Annotated in this window: 17 protein-coding genes; 6 read left to right on the top strand and 11 right to left on the bottom strand. The window is 70.3% G+C overall.

Annotated features, from left to right (window positions below; all coding sequences use genetic code 11):
* The first annotated feature begins 115 nt into the window (after nucleotides 1-115).
* The 3 genes from ACZ4SA_RS20640 (at nucleotide 116) to ACZ4SA_RS20630 (ending at nucleotide 2,755) form a co-directional block, all read left to right on the top strand.
* Nucleotides 116-802 carry a DUF6230 family protein gene (locus ACZ4SA_RS20640; RefSeq protein ID WP_468276466.1) on the top strand — a complete coding sequence of 229 codons (687 nt, stop codon included), beginning with the start codon at nucleotides 116-118 and terminating at the stop codon, nucleotides 800-802.
* A gap of 92 nt (nucleotides 803-894) precedes the next feature.
* Nucleotides 895-1,473, top strand: coding sequence for a DUF6114 domain-containing protein (locus tag ACZ4SA_RS20635; RefSeq protein ID WP_468276464.1), 579 nt, complete (start codon nucleotides 895-897; stop codon nucleotides 1,471-1,473).
* Complete coding sequence (locus ACZ4SA_RS20630; RefSeq protein ID WP_468276461.1) at nucleotides 1,463-2,755, top strand: hypothetical protein; 1,293 nt, start codon at nucleotides 1,463-1,465, stop codon at nucleotides 2,753-2,755. The genes ACZ4SA_RS20635 and ACZ4SA_RS20630 overlap by 11 nt, the downstream gene beginning before the upstream one ends.
* A gap of 562 nt (nucleotides 2,756-3,317) precedes the next feature.
* On the opposite strand, the gene pyk is transcribed toward ACZ4SA_RS20630, so the two are convergent.
* From pyk to pta, 3 genes are all read right to left on the bottom strand, one after another.
* The gene (gene pyk / locus ACZ4SA_RS20625; RefSeq protein ID WP_468276459.1) at nucleotides 3,318-4,748 is read right to left on the bottom strand and encodes a pyruvate kinase; all 1,431 of its coding nucleotides are present in this window, start codon (nucleotides 4,746-4,748) and stop codon (nucleotides 3,318-3,320) included.
* 90 nt (nucleotides 4,749-4,838) lie between these two features.
* Nucleotides 4,839-6,056 (bottom strand): acetate kinase, encoded by a 1,218-nt coding sequence (locus ACZ4SA_RS20620; RefSeq protein ID WP_468276457.1) that lies wholly within the window; start codon nucleotides 6,054-6,056, stop codon nucleotides 4,839-4,841.
* The gene (gene pta / locus ACZ4SA_RS20615) at nucleotides 6,053-8,194 is read right to left on the bottom strand and encodes a phosphate acetyltransferase (protein ID WP_468276454.1); all 2,142 of its coding nucleotides are present in this window, start codon (nucleotides 8,192-8,194) and stop codon (nucleotides 6,053-6,055) included. The genes ACZ4SA_RS20620 and pta overlap by 4 nt, the downstream gene beginning before the upstream one ends.
* A 341-nt stretch (nucleotides 8,195-8,535) precedes the next feature.
* Here pta and ACZ4SA_RS20610 point away from each other — a divergent pair, with 341 nt between their 5' ends.
* On the top strand, nucleotides 8,536-9,561 hold the full coding sequence (locus ACZ4SA_RS20610; protein WP_468276451.1) for an ATP-dependent 6-phosphofructokinase: 1,026 nt from the start codon (nucleotides 8,536-8,538) through the stop codon (nucleotides 9,559-9,561).
* Nucleotides 9,562-9,820: 259 nt separating this feature from the next.
* Here the strand turns inward: ACZ4SA_RS20610 and ACZ4SA_RS20605 are convergent, their stop codons facing one another.
* The 3 genes from ACZ4SA_RS20605 to ACZ4SA_RS20595 all read right to left on the bottom strand — a co-directional run bounded on the left by ACZ4SA_RS20605 (nucleotide 9,821) and on the right by ACZ4SA_RS20595 (nucleotide 13,155).
* Nucleotides 9,821-10,432 carry a helix-turn-helix domain-containing protein gene (locus tag ACZ4SA_RS20605; protein ID WP_468276609.1) on the bottom strand — a complete coding sequence of 204 codons (612 nt, stop codon included), beginning with the start codon at nucleotides 10,430-10,432 and terminating at the stop codon, nucleotides 9,821-9,823.
* A 327-nt stretch (nucleotides 10,433-10,759) separates the two neighbouring features.
* Entirely contained in the window at nucleotides 10,760-11,440 is a 681-nt protein-coding gene (locus tag ACZ4SA_RS20600; RefSeq protein ID WP_468276447.1) for a response regulator, read from the bottom strand.
* The gene (locus ACZ4SA_RS20595) at nucleotides 11,437-13,155 is read right to left on the bottom strand and encodes a sensor histidine kinase (protein ID WP_468276444.1); all 1,719 of its coding nucleotides are present in this window, start codon (nucleotides 13,153-13,155) and stop codon (nucleotides 11,437-11,439) included. Before ACZ4SA_RS20595 ends, ACZ4SA_RS20600 begins: the two co-directional genes overlap by 4 nt.
* 139 nt (nucleotides 13,156-13,294) lie before the next feature.
* Between ACZ4SA_RS20595 and ACZ4SA_RS20590 the strand changes: the two genes are divergently transcribed.
* Nucleotides 13,295-14,677, top strand: a complete 1,383-nt coding sequence (locus ACZ4SA_RS20590) for a cation:dicarboxylate symporter family transporter (protein ID WP_468276441.1) — start codon at nucleotides 13,295-13,297, stop codon at nucleotides 14,675-14,677.
* A 267-nt stretch (nucleotides 14,678-14,944) separates the two neighbouring features.
* On the opposite strand, the gene ACZ4SA_RS20585 is transcribed toward ACZ4SA_RS20590, so the two are convergent.
* Complete coding sequence (locus ACZ4SA_RS20585) at nucleotides 14,945-15,985, bottom strand: DUF6817 domain-containing protein (protein WP_468276439.1); 1,041 nt, start codon at nucleotides 15,983-15,985, stop codon at nucleotides 14,945-14,947.
* A gap of 182 nt (nucleotides 15,986-16,167) precedes the next feature.
* Here ACZ4SA_RS20585 and ACZ4SA_RS20580 point away from each other — a divergent pair, with 182 nt between their 5' ends.
* The gene (locus tag ACZ4SA_RS20580) at nucleotides 16,168-18,390 is read left to right on the top strand and encodes a HelD family protein (RefSeq protein WP_468276437.1); all 2,223 of its coding nucleotides are present in this window, start codon (nucleotides 16,168-16,170) and stop codon (nucleotides 18,388-18,390) included.
* A gap of 63 nt (nucleotides 18,391-18,453) precedes the next feature.
* Here ACZ4SA_RS20580 and glgB read toward each other — a convergent pair whose 3' ends face one another.
* The 4 genes from glgB to ACZ4SA_RS20560 all read right to left on the bottom strand — a co-directional run bounded on the left by glgB (nucleotide 18,454) and on the right by ACZ4SA_RS20560 (nucleotide 26,688).
* On the bottom strand, nucleotides 18,454-21,300 hold the full coding sequence (glgB, locus tag ACZ4SA_RS20575; RefSeq protein ID WP_468276434.1) for a 1,4-alpha-glucan branching enzyme: 2,847 nt from the start codon (nucleotides 21,298-21,300) through the stop codon (nucleotides 18,454-18,456).
* 51 nt (nucleotides 21,301-21,351) lie between these two features.
* Complete coding sequence (locus ACZ4SA_RS20570) at nucleotides 21,352-22,725, bottom strand: maltokinase N-terminal cap-like domain-containing protein (protein WP_468276431.1); 1,374 nt, start codon at nucleotides 22,723-22,725, stop codon at nucleotides 21,352-21,354.
* A gap of 178 nt (nucleotides 22,726-22,903) precedes the next feature.
* Nucleotides 22,904-24,622 (bottom strand): maltose alpha-D-glucosyltransferase, encoded by a 1,719-nt coding sequence (gene treS / locus ACZ4SA_RS20565; protein WP_468276428.1) that lies wholly within the window; start codon nucleotides 24,620-24,622, stop codon nucleotides 22,904-22,906.
* A complete protein-coding gene (locus ACZ4SA_RS20560; protein WP_468276425.1) occupies nucleotides 24,619-26,688 on the bottom strand; it encodes an alpha-1,4-glucan--maltose-1-phosphate maltosyltransferase in 2,070 nt (689 codons plus the stop codon). The genes treS and ACZ4SA_RS20560 overlap by 4 nt, the downstream gene beginning before the upstream one ends.
* Between the last annotated feature and the right edge of the window lie 301 nt (nucleotides 26,689-26,989).

Below are 26,989 nucleotides of genomic sequence, written 5' to 3'. Positions count from 1 at the left end.
CACAGCGCGCCTGAAAGTACAGGCGCTCTCCTTCCCGAGGACGTAGCACTTCTCCCATCCCAGGACGGGCCCGAGGGTCCGGACCGGAGATGTACGTCCGAGAAGGAGGAAAGTCATGGAGTCTCTGGCTCGTGGTGGAACCAGATGGAAGCGGTTCGCCCTGGTCATGGTGCCGAGCGTGGCCGCGACGGCCGCGATAGGCGTCGGTCTGGCACAGGGGGCGCTCGCTGCGTCCTTCGCTGTGTCGGGCCAGGAGTTCAAGGTCAAGGCCGGTCACCTTGTTGGCAACGGGTTCGCGCAGTACGGCGGCGTGGACATGGGGTACGCAAAGGTCAAGGAAGGCGACGAGAAGGCCCTGCGGCCTGTCGCCATCTCGACGTTCAAGAACGCCACGATCGAGAACATGTGCCAGTCGGTGGTGACCGACGTCCCGCTGCTGGGAAAGGTCACCCTGCGCCTCGAGGCCGGCACGGAAAAGGGTAAGCCGGTTGTAGCCGAGAACCTGTATCTCGACGTCACCGACCTGAAGGCCGATGCCACGTTCGAGGACATCGAGATCGGCGTCGCGGCCAAGGACACTGACAACCCGAGCAGCAGCCCCTCCGGGCTTGCCGGTCGGGGTCCTGCGGTCAAGGACCTGGACAGGATCAACCAGAACGGCTTCGCCCAGCAGGCCCGCAAGGCCACGCTGGACAACGTCGAGCAGAAGGCCTGGGCGACCACGGCCGCTTCCTTCAAGCTCAGCGGTCTGAGCATGAAGCTCCTGAGGGGCGACGGCGGCCCCGACATCGAGTGTTACTGACGTAGCGCCGTCATGGCGGGCGGGTGAACCCGAACGGCTTCGCCCGCCCGTCTCTTCACACCAGCAACGCCAGTTCCAGGGAGCTGTTTTCCATGAGCGCCGAGTCTGCAGTGTCACAGGACCGGGACGAGCACTTCACCCGCGTCCTTCGGCGGAACTTCCGAATTTGGCGGGGGCAGCGGCCCTTCTGGGCAGGCCTGTTCACTCTGCTCGGCGGAATCCCCATCGCCTACTTCCCGTACGCGAGCTTCCAGCTCGGCCAGATGACGCTCTCGATGTCGACGACCGGTGGCGCCGGGTCGCTGATCATCGGCGTACTTCTGGTCACACTCGGCCTCACGATGTGGTTCCAGGCAGTCGCCAGGGTCTTCGCGGGTGTCGCATCGATTCTGCTGGCACTGGTCTCCATCCCGGTCTCCAATCTGGGCGGCTTCCTGATGGGCTTCCTGCTGGCTCTCATCGGCGGCGCGATGGCGCTCTCCTGGGTGCCGGCCAAGACCTCGAAGCGGGTTCCGGCAGCCGCGGTGGCCGAGACGGAATCCCCGGCCGCGGGCCCGGTCGACGCCAGGGAGACCGACACCCCGGCCGTACCGGAGCAGTGGGACGGCTACGGCACGGACACTCACGAGACATCCATCGAAGGCAACGGCGGGAGGAACAGTGCCGGGTGACGTGACACCACCGCTGACCGCGGACGCGGGCGGCGGCGGCTCGCGGCAGAGAAAAGGGCCGCGGCACGCCGCCCCGAGGAAGTCCCTGCTGGCCAAGATGCAGCTGCCCGCGAGCAAGGCGATAGCCCTGGCCGCGATGCCCACCGCTGTGTTCGTCGGTATGGGTCTCACCCCCAAGCTCGCGCTGGCCGACGACAAGGAGATCCCTTTCGCGCCGGGTCCGTGTGTGACCCGCTCGGACGAGCCGTCGGAGTCGGCGTCTCCGTCCGCGTCGGAGTCGAAGAAGCCGTCGGAGTCGCCCTCGCCGACGGACACGGCGGAGCCGTCGCCGAGTGCTACGTCCGGATCCGGTGACGAGGCGCAGGAGCCGAAGCCGGCCGAGAGCCCGTCCGCCTCCGCGGCGGGAGAGACACCGGAGGCACCTGCGCCGGAACCGTCGGCGAGCGAGACGAAGAACCCGCTGGACCCGCTGGGCGTGGGCGACAAGCTCAAGGACTTCGTCGACGGCGTCGGCGACGCGCTCCAGGGCGAGCCCGCAGAGACGCCGTCGCCGAGCGAGACGGCGACCGAGCCGGCCGAGGAGCCGTCGGAGAAGCCTTCCGAGACACCTGCGGACAAGCCTGCCGAGAAGCCCGCCGACGCGGTCGACGAGACCGTCGACAAGACCAAGGAAGCGATCAAGGACGCGGCGGCCAAGGCCGGTGCCGAGGTCGAAGAGCTGGACGAGGACGTCAAGGGACTCGACCCCGTCAAGGACGAGGACATTCCCGAAGGCGCCAAGCCGCGCTTCCCGTGCCCGACCGCCGACCCGGAGGCCCTGGCGGCCGCCGAGCTCGAGCCGGGCATCCCGTTGCTCCCGGACGACCCGTGGATCCTCGAGAGCTCACTGCTCACGCTGAAAGGTCTGGACTACCACGGCATCGTCGAGGTGAAGACCGGCAGCGGCAAGATCAAGAAGGTCCTGAAGTTCACCGTGGAAAAGGGCGTGGACATCAAGGACCTGCACCAGCTCACGGTCGGCCCGAACGGCACGACCGGGCACGTCAAGGCGCGTGCGGGCTCGACCTCCACCATGACCGACGGCACCGTGACGATGTACACGGAGGAGCTGAAGGGCAACCTCTTCGGCATCATCCCTGTCACGTTCAGCCCGGAGACCCCGCCGCCGCTGAACGTCTCCGCCGCCTTCTTCACCAACGTGAAGGTCACCCAGGCCGGCCAGTTCGGCGGGACGCTGACGGTCCCCGGCCTGCACAACTACTTCACCGGCGGCAACGCCTGAAACCCAGGACCACCGGGAGCCGCGAAAAAGGCTGTGGGCCGCACCCGTTCAGGGGGTGCGGCCCACAGTCGTCACCGGGCGGCGGCCAACGGAGAGCCGGTGCGCGAGTGAGGGGAACATGGCGGCCATGACAGAGCTGGGGTGAGGCGGAGTTTGCTCCCCGACGCGCCCACCGCCCAGCTGCCTTGTCGTTGAAGCCCGCTGCGCTGAAGCACAGCAGCCGCGTGCGTGTGGTGTCGTAGCGCCCCGATCGTGTGATCAAGTCGCGTGCGTGCTCCAGGCGTTGGATGCGGGTGGCGCCCATCTCGTCGTTCCACTTCGCCTCGCCTCGCCTCGCCTCGCCTCGCCTCGCCGACGGCCGGCAGAGCCGGCTTGCCGCTGCCTTCAGGTATCCCGACGGCCGCGACATCGACCTCCTGGCCCTCCTTGCGCTCCAACCGGCAAAGTGTGTAAAGGAGTTGATGTACCGGCCCGGGACGGCGGGACGGCATCGAACGAAAACGGGCGGCCTGACGACCCCGAAGGGTCGGCAGGCCGCCCGTGCAGCGGACGGCTCGACGCGTCAGGCGCGCGACTCCCCGCCCAGGTGGTGCACCCGCACCATGTTCGTCGTACCCGGGACCCCCGGAGGGGAGCCGGCCGTGATGATCATGACATCGCCCGCGTTGTAGCGCTGGAGCTTCAGCAGCTCGGCGTCCACCAGGTCGACCATCGCGTCCGTCGTTCCCACGAACGGCACCAGGAAGGACTCCACGCCCCAGCTCAGCGTCAGCTGGTTGCGGGTGGACGGGTCGGTGGTGAAGGCGAGGATCTGCTGCTCGGCGCGGTAGCGGGAGAGGCGGCGGGCCGTGTCGCCGGACTGGGTGAAGGCGATCAGGGCCTTGCCACCCAGGAAGTCCGCGATCTCGGCGGCCGCGCGGGCGACAGAGCCGCCCTGGGTGCGTGGCTTCTTGCCCGGGACGAGGGGCTGGAGCCCCTTGGAGAGGAGCTCCTCCTCGGCCGCGGCGACGATCTTCGACATCGTCTTGACCGTCTCGATCGGGTACGCGCCGACCGACGACTCCGCCGACAGCATGACCGCGTCCGCCCCGTCGAGGATCGCGTTGGCGACGTCGGACGCCTCGGCGCGCGTGGGGCGGGAGTTGGTGATCATCGACTCCATCATCTGGGTCGCCACGATCACCGGCTTGGCGTTGCGGCGGCACATCTCGATGAGGCGTTTCTGCACCATCGGCACCCTCTCGAGGGGGTACTCGACGGCCAGGTCGCCGCGCGCCACCATGACCGCGTCGAACGCCGCGACGACGTCCGCCATGTTCTCGACGGCCTGCGGCTTCTCCACCTTGGCGATGACGGGTACCCGGCGGCCCTCCTCGTCCATCACCTTGTGGACGTCCTTTACGTCGGCCGCGTCCCGGACGAAGGAGAGGGCGACCATGTCGCAGCCCATCCGCAGTGCGAAGCGGAGGTCCTCGACGTCCTTCTCGGACAGGGCGGGGACGTTGACCGCCGCGCCGGGCAGGTTGATGCCCTTGTGGTCGGAGATGACGCCGCCCTCGACGACGATCGTCTTGACCCGCGAGCCGTCGACCTCGACGACGCGCAGTTCGACGTTGCCGTCGTTGATCAGGATCTGGTCACCCTTGGAGACATCGCCGGGCAGGCCCTTGTACGTGGTCCCGCAGATCGACTTGTCGCCGGGGACGTCTTCGGTGGTGATGGTGAACTCGTCACCCCGGACGAGCTCGACCGGGCCCTCGGCGAAGGTCTCCAGGCGGATCTTGGGTCCCTGGAGGTCGGCGAGCACGCCCACGGCGCGTCCGGTGTCGGCCGATGCCTTGCGGACGCGGTGGTACCGCTCCTCGTGATCGGCATGGGTCCCGTGGCTGAAGTTGAAGCGGGCCACGTTCATACCGGCCTCGATGAGCGCTTTCAGCTGCTCATAGGAGTCGACGGCGGGGCCCAGTGTGCAGACGATTTTGGAACGGCGCATAAGGCGGATCCTATCGGTTTGTTTCTCTGCGGAATATTCCGTCTGGTGGAATGTACAAATGGGCGCCGGTCCGCTCAGGCGTTCATCAATTCACTTCACCAGCTCGAAGGTCTGTCGCGCGATCTCAAGCTCCTCGTCCGTCGGCACCACGGCCACCGCGACCCGCGCGTACTCCGGTGAAATCAGCCGCGCCTCGCCCGACCGCACGGCGTTGAGGTCTGCGTCCACCGTCAGTCCCAGCTCCTCCAGGCCCGCGATGGCGGCCTCCCGCACCGGTGCCGCGTTCTCCCCCACGCCCGCCGTGAACGCCACCGCGTCGACCCGGCCGAGCACCGCGTAATAGGCGCCGATGTACTTCTTCAACCGGTGGACGTAAATGTCGAAGGCCAGCCGCGCCCGCTCGTCGCCTTCGTCGATCCGGCGGCGGATCTCCCGCATGTCGTTGTCCCCGCACAGGCCCACCAGCCCGCTCTTCTTGTTGAGCAGCGCGTCGATCTCGTCCGTGCTCATTCCGGCGACCCGCTCGAGGTGGAACGTCACCGCCGGGTCGATGTCACCGGAACGCGTACCCATCACGAGGCCCTCCAAGGGCGTCAGCCCCATCGAGGTCTCCACGCACCGGCCGCCGGTCACCGCGGAGGCGGACGCGCCGTTGCCGAGGTGGAGCACGATGACGTTCACCTCCGAGGGGTCCTTGCCGAGCAGGGCCGCGGTGGCCCGCGAGACGTAGGCGTGCGAGGTGCCGTGGAAGCCGTAGCGGCGGATACGGTGCGCGTCGGCGGTCTCGATGTCGATGGCGTACCGGGCGGCCGCCTCCGGCATCGTGGTGTGGAAGGCGGTGTCGAAGACCGCGACCTGCGGCAGGTCCGGCCGCAGCGTCCGGGCCGTGCGGATACCGGTGATGTTCGCCGGGTTGTGCAGCGGTGCGACCGGTACGAGCCGCTCCACCTCCGCGAGCACCTCCTCGGTGATCACGGTCGGGGCGCTGAATTTCAGACCGCCGTGCACCACCCGGTGGCCGATCGCGGCCAGCTCGGGTGAGTCCAGCCCGAGTCCGTCCTGCGCCAGTTCCTCGGAGACCGCCTTCAGTGCCGCGTCGTGGTCGGCGATCGGGCCGGTGCGTTCGCGCTGCTGCGCGCCGCCGCCCCCAAGCGGGGTGTGCACCAGGCGCGACGTGACCTCGCCGATCCGCTCGACCAGGCCGACCGCGAGCCGCGTGGCGTCCCGCATGTCGAGCAACTGGTACTTCACCGACGAGGAGCCCGAGTTGAGGACGAGGACACGGGTGGGGGGAACGGCGGCGGTCATGCGGGGAGCTCCTCACCCTGGGACTGGGCCTGGATAGCGGTGATGGCGACCGTGTTCACGATGTCGCTGACCAGCGCGCCGCGCGACAGGTCGTTGACGGGCTTGCGCAGACCCTGCATCACCGGTCCGACCGCCACCGCGCCGGCCGAGCGCTGCACTGCCTTGTACGTGTTGTTGCCGGTGTTCAGGTCCGGGAAGATCAGGACCGACGCGCGGCCTGCCACTTCGGAGTCCGGCAGCTTCGTGGCCGCCACCGACGGCTCGACCGCCGCGTCGTACTGGATCGGACCCTCGATGTGCAGATCCGGACGGGACTCGCGGACCAGCTTGGTCGCCTCCCGCACCTTGTCCACGTCCGCGCCCGACCCGGACGTGCCCGTCGAGTACGACAGCATCGCGATCCGCGGCTCCACGCCGAAGCGGGCGGCCGTCGCCGCCGACTGGACGGCGATGTCGGCGAGTTGCTCGGCGTTCGGGTCCGGGTTGACCGCGCAGTCGCCGTAGACGAGCACCCGGTCGGCCAGGCACATGAAGAACACGGACGAGACGATCGCGGCTTCCGGCTTCGCCCTCCCGTCTCCCACCGCCGCCCTGCCGGTCGTGCTCCGCACGGCGCCTTTGGCTCTTATGATCTCGAAGGCGGGGCGGATGGTGGCCGCGGTGGAGTGCACCGAGCCCGACACCATGCCGTCGGCCAGGCCCTCGTCGACCATCAGGGTGCCGAAGTAGTTCACGTCCGACACCACGTCGTACGCCAGCTCGACCGTGACGCCCTTGTGGGCCCGCAGTCCCGCGTAGCGCTCGGCGAACCGCTGGCGCAGTTCCGAGGTCGCCGGGTCGATCAGCTGTGCGGCCGACAGGTCGATGCCGAGGTCGGCGGCCTTCTTGCGGATCACCTCGGTGTCGCCGAGGAGCGTCAGGTCGCACACGTTCCGGCGGATCAGCACGTCCGCGGCGCGCAGCACGCGCTCCTCCGTGCCTTCGGGCAGCACCACGCGGCGGCGCTCGGCGCGGGCCTGCTCCAGCAGCTTGTGTTCGAACATCATGGGGGTGACCCGGCCGCTGCGGGCCACCGCGAGGCGGGCCAGCAAGTCGGCGGCGTCCACATGACGCTCGAAGACGCCGAGCGCGGTCTCCGCCTTGCGCGGTGTGGACGCGTTCAACTTCCCTTCGAGGGTGAACAGTTCAGCCGCCGTGGGGAAGCTGAGGCCCGGGACGGAGACCACCGGCGTGCCGGGCGCGAGCCGGGCGGCGAGGGTGAGGACCTCCTCGCTCGGGCGCTCGTTCAGCGTCAGGACCACTCCGGCGATGGGCGGGGTGCCGGCCGAGTGAGCCGCGAGGGCGCCCACGACCAGATCCGCACGGTCGCCCGGCGTGACCACGAGACAGCCGGGTGTCAGCGCGTTCAGCAGGTTCGGCAGCATCGCGCCGCCCAAGACGAAGTCCAGGGCGTCGCGCGCGAGGCCGGAGTCGTCGCCGAGGAGCACCGTGCCGCCGAGGGCGTGCGTGATCTGGGCGACCGTGGGCGCGGCGAGCGCGGGCTCGTCGGGAAGCACATAGCAGGGGACCGGCAGGCGGGCCGTGAGCCGCTCGGCTATGCCCGCGCGCTCGGCGGGGGCCACCCGGTTGGCGACCATGGCGAGGACGTCGCAGCCCAGGCCCTCGTAGGCGCGGAACGCGTTGCGCGTCTCCGCCCGTACGGCCTCCGGGCTCTGGCCCTTGCCGCCGACCACCGCGATCACGGAGGCGCCGAACTCGTTGGCCAGCCGGGCGTTGAGCGCCAACTCGTCGGGGAGCTGGGTGGCGGCGTAGTCCGTGCCGAGGACCAGGACGACCTCGTACTCCCTGGCCACCGTCAGAAACCGCTCCACCAGCTGCGAGACCAGCTCGTCGGTGCCCTTCTCGGCCTGGAGCGCGGCTGCCTCGTAGTAGTCCATGCCGTAGACCGTCGCCGGGTCCTGGGAGAGCCGGTAGCGCGCACGCAGCAGTTCGAAGAGGCGGTCGGGGCCGTCGTGGACGAGGGGGCGGAAGACGCCCACCCGGTCCACCTGGCGGGTCAGAAGCTCCATGACCCCCAGCTCGACCACCTGCCGTCCGTCTCCGCGGTCGATCCCGGTCACGTACACGCTGCGCGTCACGCGTGCTCTCCGTCCATGTCCATGAGGTCCATGCCGTGGCGTACCACTGCTCTGCCGAGTGCTCCGCCGTACGGGACGGCGGAGCCAGGGCCTGCCCGGCCCCGGGGGCGTGCGGAAAAACCGCTCGTGGGCGGCATAGCCCTCTTGACAATACCTCTGCCGCTGGATAAGGCGCCCGCCGGGCAGGGCAGGGGCGCGAGACGGGCAGGAGGGGGGCGCGAGAGGGGTACAACAGGGCGGTTGCAGGGCGCGGAGCAGCAGGGAGCGCGGCGGCTCCCGGGCCCGTGGGACAATCGGACCTGAGCTCACATGTTCCGCTGACGAGCAGGAGACACAGCACGATGCGCATCGGAGTTCTCACCGCAGGCGGCGACTGCCCGGGTCTGAACGCAGTGATCCGCTCGGTCGTGCACCGTGCCATGACGGGTCACGGCGACGAAGTCATCGGTTTCGAGGACGGGTTCAAGGGCCTCCTCGACGGCCACTACCGCCCGCTCGACCTCAACGCGGTCAGCGGCATCCTCGCCCGGGGCGGCACGATTCTCGGCTCGGCGCGCCTGGAGCGCGGCCGGCTGCGCGAAGCGGCCGAGAACGCGGCGGAGTTGGCGAAGCAGTACGGCCTCGACGCGCTCATCCCGATCGGTGGCGAAGGCACGCTCACCGCGTCCCGGATGCTGTCCGACGCGGGGATGCCCGTCGTCGGCGTCCCCAAGACCATCGACAACGACATCTCCTCCACCGACCGCACCTTCGGCTTCGACACCGCCGTCATGGTCGCCACCGAGGCCATCGACCGCCTCAAGACCACCGCGGAGTCGCACCAGCGGGTCATGGTCGTCGAGGTGATGGGCCGGCACGCCGGCTGGATCGCCCTCGAGTCCGGGATGGCGGGCGGCGCGCACGGCATCTGCCTGCCCGAGCGGCCGTTCGAGGTGGGCGACCTGGTCAAGATGGTCGAGGAGCGCTTCGCCCGCGGCAAGAAGTTCGCGGTCATCTGCGTCGCGGAGGGCGCGCACCCGGCGGAGGGTTCCATGGAGTACGCCAAGGGCGAGATCGACCAGTTCGGCCACGAGCGCTTCCAGGGCATCGGCAACCGGCTCGCCGCCGAGCTGGAGCGCCGGCTCGGCAAGGAGGCAAAGCCGGTCATCCTCGGCCATGTGCAGCGCGGTGGCACGCCGACCGCGTACGACCGGGTGCTCGCGACGCGCTTCGGGTGGCATGCGGTGGAGGCTGCGCACCGGGGGGAGTTCGGCATGATGGCCGCCTTGCACGGGACGAACGTGGAGATGGTGCCGCTGGCCGGTGCGGTCACCCGGCTGAAGACCGTCCCGGAGAACCGGATGTTCGAGGCGGAGTCCGTCTTCTGACCGGACCGGCCGGGCCGGACTTCGCCGCCGGCCGGCCGGAAGCTTGGCCGAGTGGCCTTGATCGTCCTCCTGTGGCCGATCAGGGCCACTCGGTTCTTCCCCGCCGTTGGACGGCGCAGGCCACGCTCCACAGCGAGATGCGTGCGGGTGTGCAGGCGGCCGGCCACGAGGGCAGGTGCAGAGATATGGCTGCGGCCTGCATCGACGACGGCGCGGGGCTGCTGTTCTCGTTCGGCCGGCGGCGGTCCGGGGATGCCGGTCAGCGACGGGCGAGCTCCCAGAAGTGATCCACGATGCGCTCCAGGAACTCCCGACCCGCGCCCCCGGTGTCCTCCGACGCGGCGCCCCAGCTGAGCGTGGCGACCATGCGGGACTGGTACTCGGTGTGCAGTTGCTGGAGCACGTCCTGGAGCTGGTGGCGCGGCATGGGAACCATCTTGCCCACCGGCCGCACGTACGCGTGCCAGCGCGAGGTCACCGCGTCGCGCAGCAGCTCGGCCAGCTCCTCGTCCCGGCCGGTCGCCGCAAGCAGATCACGGGGCGAGAGACCGAGCACCTCGGCGAGGGCGGCGGTCTGCCGCTCGTTCCCCCGCCATCTGCCCGAATCCTCCATCCGCTGGTAGGCGGAGAAGTCGACTCCCACCCGGCGGGCGAGCTCGTCGCTCGCGAGGCCGCGTGCGATCCGGTGCTCGCGCAGGCTCGTCGCGGCGGACAGCAGCTCACCGGGGGAGCACCACAACACGCCTGCCAGGGCGGTCAGTTCGCGTGAGTCGGGTACGGCGAGGCCACGCTCCCAGGCCGCGACCGTGTCCGGCGTGACGTGCAGCCCGTACTGGGCCCGCAGCCCGTACGCCACATGTCCGGGTGCCATCCCCAACGCCTCGCGCAGTCGGCGCGCGGCGGGGGCGTTGAAGGGAGGGGAGGGGTTGTGCTGCACCCGCACAACGTAGGGGTGGACGGCCACCGCTGACTACGGTGCGTACACACAAAGCCACGGTTCGTGGAATCATCCTAGTTGATCACTCATTGGGGCCGTCCGGACGGTTACCGGACGGTTTTCCGGCCTCGTGGAGTCGCCGCCGAATCGTCCGAGCGGGGCAGGTCCACCTTCATCCGTCGCAGACGGGCCCGTGCAGAATGCGCCTACCCGGACGCGCTTCCGTCCGCGTGGGGCCGCCTGAGTGAAGGCCGTGCCGCCTCAGCGGAGCGTGCTGATCCAGCGGTACTGGAGCTCGGGCCGGCCGATCTGGCCGTACTGAGGAGAGCGTGCCGCGCGTCCGGCGGTGACGAGATGCTCCAGATAACGGCGCGCCGTGATACGCGAGATGCCGACCGCCGCGGCGGCCTCCGTCGCGGTCAGACCTTCCGCGGACTCGCGCAGGGTCCGCGTGACCGCCTCGAGGGTCGGGCCGCTGAGGCCCTTCGGGAGCGAGGTGGTGGTACGGGGAGTGCGCAGCGTCGCGAGTGCACGGTCGACCTCGTCCTGGCCGCTCGCCTCACCGGCCGTGGCACGGAACTCGGCGTAACGGGTGAGCCGGTCGCGCAGGGTGGCGAAGGTGAACGGCTTCAGGACGTACTGCACGACCCCGAGCGACACGCCCTCACGGACGATCGTGAGATCGCGGGCGGAGGTGACGGCGATGACGTCGGCGGAGTGACCGGCCGCGCGCAGGGACCGTACGAGCGCCAGGCCGTGACCGTCGGGGAGGTACAGGTCGAGCAGCAGCAGGTCCACGTCGGTGCGCTCCAGGGCGCGTACGGCCTCCGCGCGGGAGTGCGCGATCCCGGCGACCGTGAATCCGCCGACGCGCCCGACGTAGAGGGCGTGGGCGTCGGCGGCGACGGGATCGTCCTCGACGACGAGGACTCTGATCGTCATACGGAAACCTCCGCGGGGTGCAGCGGCAGCCGTACGGTGAACTCCGCGCCGCCGTCCGGGCCGTGGTCGAGCAGTATGGTGCCGCGTCCCCGGTGCACGGCCTGCTGCACCAGCGCGAGCCCGAGCCCGCGGCCGGCGCCGTGCGTGGACCAGCCGCGGTGGAACACCTGCTCGGTGTCGGCGGCCCCGACACCGGCACCGCTGTCTCCGACGCGCAGCAGCAGCTCGCCGTTCTCGACCCGCGCGGTCACGGTCACCCGCCCGCGCCCGCCGCGTGCGGGGGCGGGCGGCGCGGCCGGCGCGTGGCCGGTGTCCGGGGCTTTCGGCCGCGGCGCACTCGGAGCGCCGCCGTCCGACCCCTCCGCACCCTCCGCGGTGGCGGGCGTGACCGCCACCGCATCGGACGCCGCGTCGACCGCGTTGTCGACCAGATTGCCCAGGATCGTCACCAGATCCCGGGAGGGGAGCGAGCGGGGGATCACGCCGTCGTCGATGCGGCTGTCCTCCGCGAGGACCAGTTCCACTCCGCGTTCGTTCGCCTGGGCCGCCTTGCCGAGGAGCAGGGCCGCCAGTACCGGTTCGCCGACCGCGTCGACGACACGGTCGGTCAGGGCCTGGGCCAGCTCCAGTTCGGCCGTGGCGAAGACGATCGCCTCGTCCGCGCGGCCCAGCTCGATCAGCGAGACGACCGTGTGGAGCCGGTTGGCGGCCTCGTGCGCCTGGGACCGCAGGGCCCGTGTGAAGCCCCGCTCCGAGTCCAGCTCTCCCGAGAGCGCCTGCAGCTCCGTGTGGTCGCGCAGGGTCACCACCGTGCCGCGCTGCTCGCCGCCCACGACCGGCTGGGTGTTCACGACGACGACCCGGTCCGCGCTCAGATGCACCTCGTCGACCCGGGGCTCCGACGCCAGCAGCGCCCCCGTCAGCGGCCGCGGCAGGCCGAGGTCGGCGACATGGCGGCCCACGGCGTCCTCGTCGAGGCCGAGCAGCTCACGCGCGCCGTCGTTGGCGAGCGCGATCCGCCGGCCGCCGTCGAGCATCACGAGCCCTTCGCGCACCGCGTGCAGCGCGGCCTCGTGGTAGTCGTGCATCCGCCCCAGCTCGGCCGCGTTCATCCCATGCGTGTGCCGTCGCAGCCGGGCGTTGATGACGTATGTGCCGACGCCGCCGAGCGCCAGCGCCGCACCGGCCATGACGATCAGCGCGGTGACCTGTTCCCGTACCTGCTGGGTGATCTCGTCGACGGTGATGCCGGCGCTGACGATCGCGACGACCTTCCCGCCGTCGTACACCGGCGCCACCGTGCGCACCGACAGCCCGAGCGTCCCGACGTACTGCTCGCTGAAGATCCGGCCGCGCAGAGCGGGCTTGATATGGCCGAGATATGTCCGTCCGATCCGGTCGGGCTCCGGATGCGTCCAGCGCCGGCCCTGCGGGTCCATGACCACGACGAAGTCCATGCCGGCGTCCCTGCGCAGCGACTCGGCGTACGGCTGGAGCGCTGCCGACGGATCGGCGGAGTTCACCGCCTCGACGACCGACGGCGAGCGCGCGGCGGCCGCCGCTGCGGCCCGTGACTGCAGGCGCGCGCTCTCCTCGGCCTGCGACCGGTCCGTGACGTACGCGAAGAGCGCGCAGCCCGCCACGATCGCGGCGACCAGCACCACCTGCATGGCGAAAAGCTGGCCCGCGAGGCTGCGGGGACGGGGAATGCGCATGCGCCCAGTCTGCCCGGCCGGATCTGTATGCCGGATTTGTATGAACGAAAGGAACGCAAGGGTGACCGGCGTCACGTGCCGGTGGATAGTCGCTGAGATCCATCGGGACGTGGACGGCATTCGAACGAGGAGGCACCCCGTGGCCACTACAGCCGCAGGCAAGCGGGACCGTACCCATTATCTGTATCTGGCAGTCATCGGCGCGGTGGTGCTCGGCATCATCGTCGGCTTCGCCGCCCCGGGGGTCGCCGTCGAGCTCAAGCCCCTCGGCACGGGCTTCGTGAACCTCATCAAGATGATGATCTCGCCGGTGATCTTCTGCACGATCGTGCTGGGCATCGGCTCCGTGCGCAAGGCCGCCAAGGTCGGCGCCGTCGGCGGACTGGCGCTCGGATACTTCCTGGTCATGTCGACTGTCGCCCTCGCCATCGGCCTGCTCGTCGGCAACCTGCTGGAGCCGGGCTCCGGCCTCCACCTCACCGACGCTGCGCGTGAGGCCGGTGCCGAGCAGGCGTCCGGCGGCGGTGAGAGCACCGCGGAGTTCCTGCTCGGGATCATCCCGACCACGCTGGTCTCCGCCTTCACCGGCGGCGAGGTCCTGCAGACGCTGCTCGTCGCCCTGCTGGCAGGTTTCGCACTCCAGGCCATGGGCTCGTCCGGTGAGCCGGTGCTGCGCGGCATCGGGCACATCCAGCGTCTCGTCTTCCGCATCCTCGCCATGATCATGTGGGCCGCGCCGATCGGCGCGTTCGGCGCCATCGCGGCGGTGGTCGGCGAGACCGGTCTGGACGCCCTGAAGTCGCTCGCCGTCATCATGATCGGCTTCTACGTCACCTGCGCCCTGTTCGTCTTCGTGGTGCTGGGCCTGATGCTGCGCCTGATCGCCGGCGTGAACCTGTTCTCGCTGCTGAAGTACCTGGGCCGCGAGTTCCTGCTGATCCTCTCCACATCTTCTTCGGAGTCCGCGCTGCCGCGGCTGATCGCGAAGATGGAGCACATGGGCGTGAGCAAGCCGGTCGTCGGCATCACCGTCCCCACCGGCTACTCCTTCAACCTGGACGGCACCGCGATCTACCTGACGATGGCCTCGCTGTTCATCGCCAACGCGACGGGCGCGCCGCTGAGCGCCGGCGAGCAGATCTCCCTCCTCGTGTTCATGATCATTGCCTCGAAGGGTGCGGCGGGCGTCACCGGAGCGGGTCTGGCGACGCTCGCGGGCGGCCTGCAGTCGCACCGACCCGAGCTGGTCGACGGCGTCGGCCTGATCGTCGGCATCGACCGCTTCATGAGCGAGGCGCGCGCCCTGACGAACTTCGCGGGCAACGCCGTGGCGACGGTGCTGGTCGGAACCTGGACCAAGGAGATCGACAAGGAGCGGGTCACGCAGGTGCTCGCCGGCAAGGTCCCCTTCGACGAGAAGACGCTGGTCGACGACCACGCACCGCACGACGGCGGTGCCGGCGGCGAGGACGCCGTCGTCCCGCAGCCGCGGGACGACGAGCGGGAGCCCGTGAAGGTCTGACCCCCGCAGACCTTCCTCCGAAGCGCGTGTGCCGGACCCGTTCCGCGGGTCCGGCACACGCCGCTTTCCTGGGCGGCCGCCCCCTGCCTCGACGTCGGCGTCAGGGAATACCGTGTTCGACGGGGGCGAGCCGGTGGAGTCGATGGTGGGCGCCCGTCCCAAGCGCAGGCTGCCGCAGGAGCCGGAGGACGTGCTGACCACCGGATCCCGGACACGGCCCGCCGGGTGAGCACGTCACGGCTCGACCGCGTCACCGCTCGTGCCGCGTCACCGCTCGAGCGTGAGGCGGAGCCGGCTCTGGTGGACGTTGACGGCCGCGATCCGGACCTCGACGGCCTCGCCGGTCCGCAGCGTGCGGCCGGCGAGGTCGTCGTTGTGCAGTAGTCCCTCGACGCCGTCCGCGACGCGGACGAACACACCGAACGGCACCTCCTTGGTGACCGTGCCGCGCAGCATCTCGCCGATCCGGGTGCGTGCCAGTTCGCGCAGCGGGTCCGGGTGGAGGTCCTTGAGCGACAGTGAGACCCGCTCGCGGCCGTCCCGGTCCGGCATGTCGACACCGAGGACCGTGAAGGCCAGTTCCTGGCCCTCGTGGACCACGTCGGTCGGGAAGTCGATACGGCTCCAGGACACCTCGGGGATGTTCACGATCGCTTCCACGCCGCCGAGTTCGACGAAGGTGACGCCGAAGCTCGCGATGGCGGAGACCACGCCGGTCACCACGTCGCCCCGTACGAGTCCGCGCAGGAAGGCCTGCCGCTCGTCGCCGCGCAGCGTGAGCAGCTCGCGGGCGTCGGCCCGCGCGGGCTCGCTCAGCAGCGGCCGCCACGCGGTGAACAGCCGAAGCAGCGCTCCGCCGTGCTCGGCCCGGATGCCGGCGTTGACCACGGTCAGATCGAGTTCGTTGGCGGCCGTCAGTTCCGCGAAGTCCTGCCGCTGCCGGAGCGACGGCGTGAAGGTCCTGCCCGTGAAGCGGTCACGGAAGGCGGCGTCGTCCCGTGCCAGGGTGCGGTACGAGGAGCCGCGGTCGCAGCTCGCGTAGAAGTGCACGAGCTCCTCGGCTTCACTGCCGATGACCGCGGCGAGTTCGTCGCGACGCGTGTGCGGCAGGAGTGATGTCGCAAAGCCGTCCGTTCCGTAGAACGCGTGGCACAGCCCTGCCAGCTGCAGCGCCGGGCGTGCTCCCCAGCGGGCGAGCCGTTCGCGCACGCGTTCCAGGTGGGCGAGCAGCGTGCCGCCGGGGTGGGGCAGCTTGTCCGCGTCGTGGGCGCGGAGCAGATCCAGGGCGCGGTGTGCGGTGCCGGTCATGTCCCCCCTGCCGTCGCCCCCTGTGCGGCCGGGCCTCCCGGCGGGGTTCGGGGGCAAACAAATACCCCGGACCGAATTGACGGCCGGGGTGATTCTCTGCGTATATTAGTGGTTTCCGTATTCGCGGATTGCTTGCGTACGGAGAAGTTCAATAAACGCATCCTATCGCGTCTGGAGCTGAATTGTCAACCGAGGAATTGCAGCGGGAACAGCAATTCGTCTCCCTCGTCCATGAGCGGCTCGATCAGCTCAGGGCGGAGGCCGAAGCCACCCTGAACGCCACGATCGCGCAGGTCGGGACCGGTCGGCAGGCGCGCGTCGAGCGGGACGTCGGGGTGGTGGAGCACTCCGCGTCGCTCGCCGCACTGAATGCCGCGGACTCCGGACTCTGTTTCGGACGCATCGACCGGCGCGACGGAGTGACCCATCACATCGGGCGTACCGGAATCCGCCGGGACGACGCCGAGCGCACTCCGCTGCTCATCGACTGGCGTGCCCCCGTCGCGCGGCCGTTCTATCTCGCCACCGGCTACGAACCGATGGGGCTGCGCCGGCGGCGCCACATCACCACGCAGGGCCGGACCGTCACGGCGCTGCACGACGAGATCATGGATCTCGCCGACACCACCCGCACCGGCTACGAGTCGCACGACGCCGACGAGGTGCTGTTCGCCGCACTCAACAGCGCACGCACCGGCCGCATGGGCGACATCGTGTCGACGATCCAGGCGGAGCAGGACCGGATCATCCGTGCCCCGCAGCGCGGTGTGCTCGTCGTTGAGGGCGGGCCCGGGACGGGCAAGACCGCGGTCGCGCTGCACCGGGCCGCCTATCTGCTGTACGCGCACAGGGAGCAGCTCGCCAAGCGCGCCGTGCTGATCGTCGGGCCCAATCCCGCCTTCCTCGGCTACATCGGTGAGGTGCTGCCTTCGCTCGGCGAGACCGGCGTGCTGCTGTCGACGGTCGGCGAGCTGTTCCCCGGAGTGCACGCCACCGGCACCGACAGCCCCGCCGCGGCGGCCCTCAAGGGGCGGGCCGAGATGGCCGACGTGCTCGCCAGGGCCGTACGCGAACGTCAGCAGGTGCCCGACAAGGACGCGCCGCTCGTCGTCCCGCACGACGACGGAGACCTCGTCATCGACTGGGCCATGGCCGTCGAGGCACGGCACAAGGCCCGCGAGACCGGGCTGCCGCACAATCTCGCCCGGCCGTACTTCGTGTTCCGGATCATCGACGATCTGACCACCCAGCTCGCCGACCGGATCGGCGCCGACCCGTACGGCGGCCCCAACTTCCTCGGCCCCGACGACATCGCGCAGTTGGGCAAGGGCGTCGCCGCCAGCGCCGATGTGCACTCCGCGATCGCCGCACTGTGGCCACCGCTCACCCCGCAGGAGTTCCTCGCGGACTACCTGGCGGAGCCGACGCATCTGCCGGAGGAGGAAGCCGGGCTCGTCCGGCGCCCCGCCGGCCCGTGGACGCCCGCCGATGTCGCCCTTCTCGACGAGGTGGCCGAACTCCTCGGCGAGGACGACTCCGCTGCCCGCGCCGCCGCCGAGGCCGAGCGCGCGCGGCAGATCGCGTATGCGCAGGGCGTGCTCGAGGTCTCGTACGCCTCCCGGACGTACGAGTTCGAGGACAGGCACGACGAGGAGTCGGAGGTGCTCGCCGCGCACGACATCATCGACGCGGAGCGGATGGCCGAGCGCCACGAGGAGGCCGACCACCGCAGTGCCGCGGAACGCGCCGCCGCCGACCGGACCTGGGCCTTCGGGCACATCATCGTCGACGAGGCGCAGGAGCTCTCCGCGATGGCCTGGCGACTGCTGATGCGGCGCTGCCCGACCCGGTCGATGACGCTGGTCGGCGACCCGGCGCAGACCGGGGACGCGGCGGGCTGCGCCTCATGGCAGGAGATCCTCGAGCCCTACGTCGGTGACCGCTTCGAGCACACCCGTCTCGCGGTCAACTACCGCACGCCCGCCGAGATCATGGAGCTGGCGGCCGAGGTGCGGCGCAGCGAGGACCCGGCGTTCCAGCCGCCGCGTTCGGTGCGGTCCACGGGTGTCGAGCCGTGGGAGGTGACCGTGGATCCGGCGGAGCTGGCGTCCACGGTCACCGCCCGGGTCGCCGACGCCCCGCGGGAGGGCCGGATCGCGGTGATCGCACCGAACACACTGCACGCCGCGCTCGCGGAGGCGCTGCCGGAGGTCTCCGCCACGGGCGAGCCGGACCTGACCCGGCCGGTCGTCCTGCTCGACCCGAGGTCCGCCAAGGGGCTCGAGTTCGACACCGTGATCGTGGCCGAGCCGGAGCTGATCCGCTCCGGCTCGGCCAACGGCGTCAACGACCTCTATGTGGCGTACACCAGGGCGACGCAGCGCCTCGGTGTGGTGCGCACCTGATGCCCGCCTGAACGGTGAAGCGGGCCGGCGCAGAGGCGTCCGGCCCGCTTCCTTCCAGCCGGCTCAGACCGGGCGGAACCAGATCGTCGCCAGCGGCGGCAGCGTCGGGGCGATCGACGTGCGCCGGCCGTGCGACTCCACCTGCTCAGCCTTCAGCGGATCGGCGTTGAGCACGCCGGAGCCGCCGAAGCGCTCCTCGTCGGTGTTGAGGACCTCCGTCCACGCCGTGACCGACTCCGGCACGCCCAGGCGGAAGTCGTACCGCACCACCGGCGAGAAGTTGCTCACGGCCAGCAGCGGGCGCCCCTCCTTGTCGAAGCGCAGGAAGGCGAAGACGTTGTCCTCCCAGGCCCCGCCGTCCACCCAGTCGAAGCCCTCCGGCTCGGTGTCCCGCTGCCACAGGGCGGGGGCGCCGCCGTAGACGGTGTTCAGCTCGCGCACCAGGTCACGCACTCCGCGATGGTCCGGCTCCGCCGCGTACGACGGGTCGAGCAGCCACCAGTCGGGGCCATGGCCTTCCGACCACTCGGCGCCCTGCGCGAACTCCTGCCCCATGAACAGCAGTTGCTTGCCGGGGTGTGCCCACATGAAGCCCAAGTAGGCGCGGTGGTTGGCGCGCTGCTGCCACCAGTCGCCCGGCATCTTGCTCACCAGCGCCCGTTTGCCGTGCACGACCTCGTCGTGCGAGATGGGCAGGACGTAGTTCTCGCTGTACGCGTACACCATCGAGAACGTCATCTCGTTGTGGTGGTACTTGCGGTGCACCGGCTCCTTCGACACGTACTGGAGCGAGTCGTGCATCCAGCCCATGTTCCATTTCAGGCCGAAGCCGAGACCACCGTGGTGCGTCGGGCGGGTCACGCCGTTCCACGCCGTGGACTCCTCGGCGATCGTGACCACCCCCGGATTGCGCCGGTAGACGGTGGCGTTCATCTCCTGCAGGAAGCCGACCGCGTCCAGGTTCTCCCGGCCGCCGTGCTCGTTAGGCGACCACTGGCCGTCCTCGCGGGAGTAGTCGAGGTAGAGCATCGAGGCGACCGCGTCGACCCGCAGCCCGTCGATGTGGAACTCCTCGCACCAGTAGGTCGCATTCGCCACCAGGAAATTCCGGACCTCCTTGCGTCCGTAGTCGAACTCGAGGGTGCCCCAGTCCGGATGCGCCGCCCGCGCCGGATCGCTGTGCTCGTACAGCGGGCGGCCGTCGAACTCGGCCAGCGCCCAGTCGTCGCGCGGGAAGTGCGCGGGCACCCAGTCCACGAGCACGCCGATGCCGGCCCGGTGCAGGCTGTCCACGAGGTGGCGGAAGTCGTCCGGCGTGCCCATGCGGGAGGTCGGCGCGTAGAAGCCGGTCACCTGGTAGCCCCAGGAGCCGCCGAAGGGATGCTCGGCGACCGGCATGAACTCCACATGGGTGAAGCCGAGGTCCTTCACATATTTCGGCAACTGCACGGCGAGTTGACGATAGGTCAGTCCAGGGCGCCAGGACGGAAGATGCAGCTCGTAGACCGACAGCGGCGCCTCGTGGAGCGGCCGGTCGCCGCGGTGCGCCATCCACTCCTGGTCGCCCCACTCGTGGCGCGACTCGGTCACGATCGACGCGTTGGCGGGCGGCACCTCGGTGCGCCGGGCCATCGGGTCGGCGCGCTGGGTGTGCGAACCGTCGGGGCGGGTGATCTCGAACTTGTAGAGCGAGCCCTCGCCGATGCCCGGCAGGAACAGCTCCCACACGCCCGTCGCGCCGAGCGAGCGCATCGGGAAGCCCGAGCCGTCCCAGTAGTTGAAGTCGCCGACGACCCGCACGCCTTGCGCGTTCGGCGCCCAGAGCGTGAACCGCGTGCCGGTGACGCCCTGGTGAGTCACCGGGTGCGCGCCCAGCGCCTTCCACAACTCCTCGTGCCTGCCCTCGCCGATCAGATACAGGTCGAGCTCGCCGAGAGCGGGCAGGAAGCGGTACGGGTCCTCGACCTCGAACCCGTCCTCGTGGCCCTCGTAGGTGACGAGAAGCCGGTAGTCGGGGGCGGTGCGCAGGGGAAGAACACCGGAGAAGAGGCCGTCGCCTTCGCTGTTCAGCTCGGCGCGCAGCCCCTTGGCGACGACGGTGACGGACAGGGCGTGGGGGCGCAGCACGCGCATCTGGATGCCGCCGCGCACCGAGTGGGCGCCGAGCAGGGCGTGCGGGTCGTGGTGGCTGCCGCTGAGGAGGCGGCCCCGGTCGTCGTCGCCCAGGGGCTTCGCCGCGCGGACTCCGCGCCCGTCGCGCGGTCGCGGCGCGGCGGCCCGCTGGGCGCGGGTGGCCTTGCCGGAGCCGAAGCCGGCGCTGGAGCCGGAGCCTGCGTCGCTGCCGGTGGGGCCGGGGCGGGCCGCGGCCGGTGCCACTGGTTCGTTGGTCCCGCCGGGTGCGCCGCCGGGCCCGCCCGTGGGGGCCGTACCGCCCGTCCGCCGCCCGGTGGCGGCGCCGGGCCTGGACGGGGCAGGACGGGCCTTCTGCTCCGCCGCCGCGTCCGTCGCCTCGGCGGGTGTCGTGGCCGGGCGGCTCGCGCCGAGGTCGGCCCGGGGTGTCGCGGACCCGACGAGGGCACGGACAGCCCCTTCGGGCGCGGCGGTCGTGCCCGCCGGCTTGGCGGCCGCGGCCATGTCCGTGTCCGAGGCGGCCGGTTCGCCCGTCGCCGCCTCCTGCTCGCTCGCACCCGCGGGCTCCGGCACGGTCACGTCCGCTCCGGTGCTCGAGGGTCGGCCCGTCGGCTTCCCGGCGCCGGAGGGCTTCCGGGCGCCGGAGGCCTTCCGGGCCGGGGCGTCCGCGTCCGTGCCCGCGGCTGCCGGGGTGGCCGGCGTCTCGGTCGGTGTCGTCTCGGTCGTCGGCTGCGGCACATCCGGTTCGGAGGGGTTACGGGAGGAGCGGCGGGGGGTCACGGATCGGCCTCCTAGGGCGACGGTGGCGACAGCGGGGGAAGCGGTGCTGAGTCAGTCGAGCGCGGCGAGCCGTTCGATCGCGGCCATCGGCACCGGCAGCCAGTCGGGCCGGTGCCTGGCCTCGTAGACGACCTCGTAGACCGCTTTGTCGGTCTCGTAGGCGCGGAGCAGCTCCGGCTCCTCGCGCGGGTCGTCGCCGCCGGCCGCGGCGTAGCCGTCGCAGTAGGCGTCCCGGCACCGCTCCGCCCACGCCGGATTCCACGGGCGGTGCGTGCGGGCCGCGTAGTCGAACGAGCGGAGCATGCCCGCGACGTCACGGACGGTCGGCTGCGGCCTGCATCGTTCGGTGAGCGGCCTGGCCGGCTCGCCCTCGAAGTCGATGACGGACCAGGGGGTGTCTTTCGGGCCTCGCAGTATCTGGCCGAGATGCAGGTCGCCGTGGACCCGCTGGGCCGCCCAGGTCCGCCCGCGTCTGCCGAGCGCCGCGACGGCGTCGAAGGCGGAGCGCAGCCGCGGTCCGTACGGCATCAGCGCGGGCACCGCCTGCGCGGCCGCGTCCAGCCGCCCGCCCATCGCCGCCGCGAGCTGCTCGGTCCGAGGTCCGTTCAGTTTCACGGTCGGCAGGGCGTCGGCGAGCGCCGTGTGCACCTCGGCGGTGACGCGTCCCAGCGCATGGGCCTCGCCGAGGAAGGACCGGCCGCAGGCCAGCGCCTCCAGCGCGAGGACCCATCCGTCGCGCGAGCCGGGCAGGAAGGGCTGGAGCACGCCCAGGGTGAAAGGTTCCGGCGCGGTCGTCTCGTACCAGGCGACGGGCACGGGCACCCGCTCGCACCCGGCGCGGGCGAGGGCGAGCGGCAGCTCCAGGTCGGGATTGGGGCCGGGATGGATACGGCGGAAGAGCTTGAGGATGTACGCATCGCCGTAGATGAGCGAGGAGTTGGACTGCTCGGCGTCCAGCGGCCGGGCCGGCAGCTCCCCGGGGATGTCGGGCGCGCCGTCGAAGCGGTCGAAGCGCAGCGGTCCGAGCGACCCGGGGGTGCGCAGCCGTTCCAGGAGCAGTGCGGCGAGCCGTGGATCGCGGGTTCCTTCGTACACGGTCCGTCCGGCGAGCGGGCCCTCGGTGAGGTGTCCGATCAACGCGGGGGCCAGCGCGGGCGGCAGGGTTTCGCGTACGCCGATGAGGAGTTGGTAGCAGTCGGCGGACCGCGCGGGCATGTCCCGCTGGCGCACCCGTACGAGCAGGTGCAGCAGCCCCGGACCCGGTCCGTTCAGGGGCAGCAGTTCCGTCGCGGAGACGGGTGTGAAACCGGCGACCGCGCACCCCTTGCCCGCGAACCAGCGCTGCCCTGGCAGCCATTGGTGCAGCAGGGGGGCGAGCGACTGGAGCAGGCCGAGCGGAGTCCGGGTGGATGCAGCCTCCGACATGGGCATCGCGTCCTTTCCCCGGGTACACCACGAATGCGCAAAGTGTCCCGGATTGCAGCTGTGGCTGTCCGGCGGCGCGCGGGGATGAAGGGGGGAGTGCCCGATGCGGGGCGGTGGAAACCGCCCCGCCGGAGTAGGGGGCGCCTTTCGGACCGGTTCTGTTCCCTTCGTGGACACTTCAGGCTGAGAGCGCGGTGGCCTTCGCGTCCTTGCGCAGACGGAACCAGTAGAAGCCGTGACCTGCGAGGGTGAGCAGATACGGCCATTGACCGATCGGCGGGAACCGCACTCCGCCGATGAGTTCCACCGGATGCCGTCCACTGAAGGTCCGCAGATCGAGCTCCGTGGGCTGCGCAAAGCGCGAGAAGTTGTGGACGCACAGGACCAGGTCGTCCTTGTACTCGCGCAGGAACGCCAGCACCGCCGGGTTGGACGACGGCAGTTCCGTGTACGAGCCAAGCCCGAAGGCCGGATTCTGCTTACGGATCTCGATCATCCGCCGGGTCCAGTGCAGCAACGACGACGGCGACGACATCGACGCCTCGACGTTGGTGACCTGGTAGCCGTAGACCGGGTCCATGATGGTCGGCAGGTACAGCCGCCCCGGGTCGCAGGACGAGAAGCCCGCGTTGCGGTCCGGGGTCCACTGCATCGGGGTGCGGACCGCGTCCCGGTCGCCGAGCCAGATGTTGTCGCCCATCCCGATCTCGTCCCCGTAGTAGAGGATCGGGGAGCCGGGCAGCGACAGCAGCAGCGCGGTGAACAGCTCGATCTGGTTGCGGTCGTTGTCCAGCAGGGGGGCGAGCCGCCGGCGGATGCCGATATTGGCGCGCATCCGCGGGTCCTTGGCGTACTCGGCGTACATGTAGTCGCGCTCTTCGTCCGTGACCATCTCGAGCGTCAGCTCGTCGTGGTTGCGCAGGAAGATGCCCCACTGGCAGCTCTTGGGGATGGACGGCGTCTTGGCCAGGATTTCCGAGACCGGGTAGCGGGACTCGCGCCGTACGGCCATGAAGATCCGCGGCATCACCGGGAAGTGGAACGCCATGTGGCACTCGTCGCCGCCGACCGCGTAGTCGCCGAAGTAGTCGACGACGTCCTCCGGCCACTGGTTGGCCTCCGCGAGCAGCACGGTGTCCGGGTAGTGGGTGTCGATCTCCTTGCGGACCCGCTTCAGGAAGGAGTGGGTGCGGGGGAGGTTCTCGCAGTTGGTGCCCTCCTCCTGGTACAGGTACGGCACGGCGTCCAGCCGGAAGCCGTCGATGCCCAGGTCCAGCCAGAACCGCAGCGCGGAGATGATCTCCTCCTGCACTGCCGGGTTCTCGTAGTTGAGATCCGGCTGGTGGGAGAAGAAGCGGTGCCAGTAGTACTGCTTGCGCACCGGGTCGAAGGTCCAGTTCGACGCCTCGGTGTCGACGAAGATGATCCGGGCGTCCTGGTACTGCTTGTCGTCGTCGGCCCAGATGTAGTAGTCGCCGTACGGGCCGTCCGGGTCGCTGCGCGACTGGAGGAACCACGGGTGCTGGTCGCTGGTGTGGTTCATGACGAAGTCGATGATGACGCGCATGCCGCGCTGGTGGGCGGCGTCGACGAACTCGACGAAGTCGGCGAGGTCACCGAACTCGGGCAGCACCGAGGTGTAGTCGGCGACGTCGTAACCGCCGTCCCGCAGCGGGGACTTGAAGAACGGCGGCAACCACAGGCAGTCCACGCCCAGCCATTGCAGATAGTCCAGCTTGGCGGTGATGCCCTTGAGGTCGCCCACGCCGTCGCCGTTGCTGTCCTGGAAGGAGCGGACCAGGACCTCGTAGAAGACGGCGCGCTTGAACCAGTCGGGGTCGCGGTCGCGCGCCGGGGTGTCCTCGAACGTGTCGTGGACGGGCTCATTCACGATCATGATGTGGGTGACCCTCCGGTCTGCTGGGACGGTCGCAGGGTGAGGACGTGCGCGGGCGCGATGCCCGGCTCGAGGCGCACATAGTTGGCCCTGCCCCAGTGATAGGTCTCGCCGGTGAGCTCGTCGCGCACCGGTACGGTCCCGCCCCCTGCGAGACCGAGTTGCGGCATGTCCAACGAGACCGTGGCCTCCTGGGTGTGGTGGGGGTCGAGGTTCGCCACGACCAGGACGACGTCCGATCCACAGCGTTTGGAGTAGGCGATCACCCGGTCGTTGTCCACATGGTGGAAGTGGATGTCGCGCAGCTGCTGGAGGGCGGGATGGCGGCGCCTGATCCGGTTGAGGGCGGTGATCAGCGGCGAGATCGTACGGCCCTCGCGCTCCGCCGACTCCCAGTCCCGCGGGCGCAGTTCGTACTTCTCCGAGTGCCGGTACTCCTCGCTGCCGGGCCGGAGCGGCACGTTCTCGCAGAGCTCGTAGCCCGCGTACACGCCCCAGGAGGGCGACATGGTCGCGGCGAGCACCGCCCGCACCTCGTAGGCGGGCCGGCCGCCCTCCTGGAGGTAGGCGTGCAGGATGTCCGGGGTGTTCACGAAGAAGTTCGGCCGCATGTACGACGCCGCGTCGCCGGAGAGCTCGGTGACGTACTCGGTGAGTTCGTGCTTCGTGTTGCGCCAGGTGAAGTACGTGTACGACTGCTGGAAGCCGATCGCGCCCAGGGTGTGCATCATCGCCGGCCTGGTGAACGCCTCCGCCAGGAAGATGACATCGGGGTCGCTGCCGTTGATCTCCGCGATCACTTTCTCCCAGAAGACGACCGGTTTGGTGTGCGGGTTGTCGACGCGGAAGATCCGCACGCCGTGGCCCATCCAGAACCGCAGCACCCGCACCGTCTCGCGGACCAGCCCGGGCATGTCCGCGTCGAACGCGACCGGGTAGATGTCCTGGTACTTCTTCGGCGGGTTCTCCGCGTACGCGATGGTGCCGTCGGCCCGGTGGTGGAACCACTCCGGGTGCTCCTTCACCCACGGGTGGTCGGGGGAGCACTGCAGCGCGAAGTCGAGCGCGACCTCCATGCGCAGCGAGCGGGCGGCCGTCACGAAGTGGTCGAAGTCGGCGAGCGTGCCGAGGTCGGGGTGGATCGCGTCGTGTCCGCCGAAAGCGGAGCCGATCGCCCAGGGCACGCCGACGTCGTCGGGGCCCGCTTCGAGGGAGTTGTCGCGGCCCTTGCGGTGGGTGGTGCCGATGGGGTGGACCGGGGGGAGGTAGACCACGTCGAAGCCCATCGCCGCGACGGCGGGCAGCCGTTCGGCGGCGGTGCGGAAGGTGCCAGAGACCGGCGGTTCGCCCTCCTTGACGACGGCGCCCTCCGAGCGGGGGAACAGCTCGTACCAGGAGCCGTAGAGCGCCCGCCTGCGCTCCACCTGGAGAGGCAGTGGCGGCGAGGCGCTGACCAGCTCGCGCAGCGGATGGCACGAGAGCGCCGCGTCGGCGTCGGGTGCGAGTGCCGCGGCGAGCCGGTCCGCGGCAGGCCGGGACGTGTCGCGCAGCGCGTCGACGGCGGCGAGCACGGCCTCCCGGCCGTCTTTCTTGGGCACCCCGGCAGCGGCGCGCTCGTAGAGCTCGGCGCCCTCGGCCAGGACGAGTTCGGTGTCGATCCCCGCGGGGATCTTGATGCAGGCGTTGTGCCGCCAGGTGGCCACGGGATCGCTCCAGGCCTCGACGGTGTACGTCCAGTGACCTTCGGTGGCGGGGGTGACCTCCGCTCCCCAGCGGTCGGTGCCGGGGGCTAGTTCCCGCATGGGGGTGAAGGGGCCGGGGCGGTCCTTCGGGTCGTGCAGCACGACGTTTGCGGCTACGGCGTCATGGCCCTCGCGGAAGACCGTGGCGGTGACCTGGAAGGTCTCACCCGCCACGGCTTTCGCGGGCCTTCTGCCGCAGTCGACGAGTGGGCGTACGTCCAGGACGGGGATGCGACCGATGAGCGAGTTCACGACATCACCTGAGGGCTGTGCGGGCAGATTGGCTGGAGCGGATTGTCCTCGTTTGTGCTGGGTGGGTCTCATATGACGGCTTTTTATTTGTATCTGCTGAGTCGGTGACTGGCGGGCTGAGGGCATGTCCGCTCCTGTCCGCGTTCACTCGGGTGGACGGTAAGGAAGCCGATCGGGTGGTGCTTGCCTGCGTACCGGAGGAGCCTTCCCACGCTCTTCGGGTGACCAATCCGGTGATGTGTTAACTACTAGGACGTAGGGGGTCGCACAAGACACAAGAAGAGAGACCGGCCCGCCACGAGGGCGGAACCGGTCGCTCCTGACGGGCGCTCACATGCCGGTCACACCCGTGCGCCCGCCGGACCCCCGTGCG

It is taken from the genome of Streptomyces sp. NPDC027962, assembly GCF_055566095.1.
This window is presented reverse-complemented; position numbering and strand designations above follow the sequence as displayed.

Coding starts and splice junctions, on each gene's coding strand:
- ACZ4SA_RS20570 (WP_468276431.1), bottom strand. CDS start 22,725: ATGTCGGAGGCTGCATCCACCCGGACTCCGCTCGGCCTGCTCCAGTCG.
- ACZ4SA_RS20595 (WP_468276444.1), bottom strand. CDS start 13,155: ATGCGCATTCCCCGTCCCCGCAGCCTCGCGGGCCAGCTTTTCGCCATG.
- ACZ4SA_RS20640 (WP_468276466.1), top strand. CDS start 116: ATGGAGTCTCTGGCTCGTGGTGGAACCAGATGGAAGCGGTTCGCCCTG.
- ACZ4SA_RS20605 (WP_468276609.1), bottom strand. CDS start 10,432: ATGGCACCCGGACATGTGGCGTACGGGCTGCGGGCCCAGTACGGGCTG.
- ACZ4SA_RS20585 (WP_468276439.1), bottom strand. CDS start 15,985: ATGACCGGCACCGCACACCGCGCCCTGGATCTGCTCCGCGCCCACGAC.
- ACZ4SA_RS20610 (WP_468276451.1), top strand. CDS start 8,536: ATGCGCATCGGAGTTCTCACCGCAGGCGGCGACTGCCCGGGTCTGAAC.
- treS (WP_468276428.1), bottom strand. CDS start 24,622: ATGATCGTGAATGAGCCCGTCCACGACACGTTCGAGGACACCCCGGCG.
- ACZ4SA_RS20560 (WP_468276425.1), bottom strand. CDS start 26,688: ATGAGACCCACCCAGCACAAACGAGGACAATCCGCTCCAGCCAATCTG.
- pyk (WP_468276459.1), bottom strand. CDS start 4,748: ATGCGCCGTTCCAAAATCGTCTGCACACTGGGCCCCGCCGTCGACTCC.
- ACZ4SA_RS20635 (WP_468276464.1), top strand. CDS start 895: ATGAGCGCCGAGTCTGCAGTGTCACAGGACCGGGACGAGCACTTCACC.
- ACZ4SA_RS20620 (WP_468276457.1), bottom strand. CDS start 6,056: ATGACCGCCGCCGTTCCCCCCACCCGTGTCCTCGTCCTCAACTCGGGC.
- ACZ4SA_RS20600 (WP_468276447.1), bottom strand. CDS start 11,440: ATGACGATCAGAGTCCTCGTCGTCGAGGACGATCCCGTCGCCGCCGAC.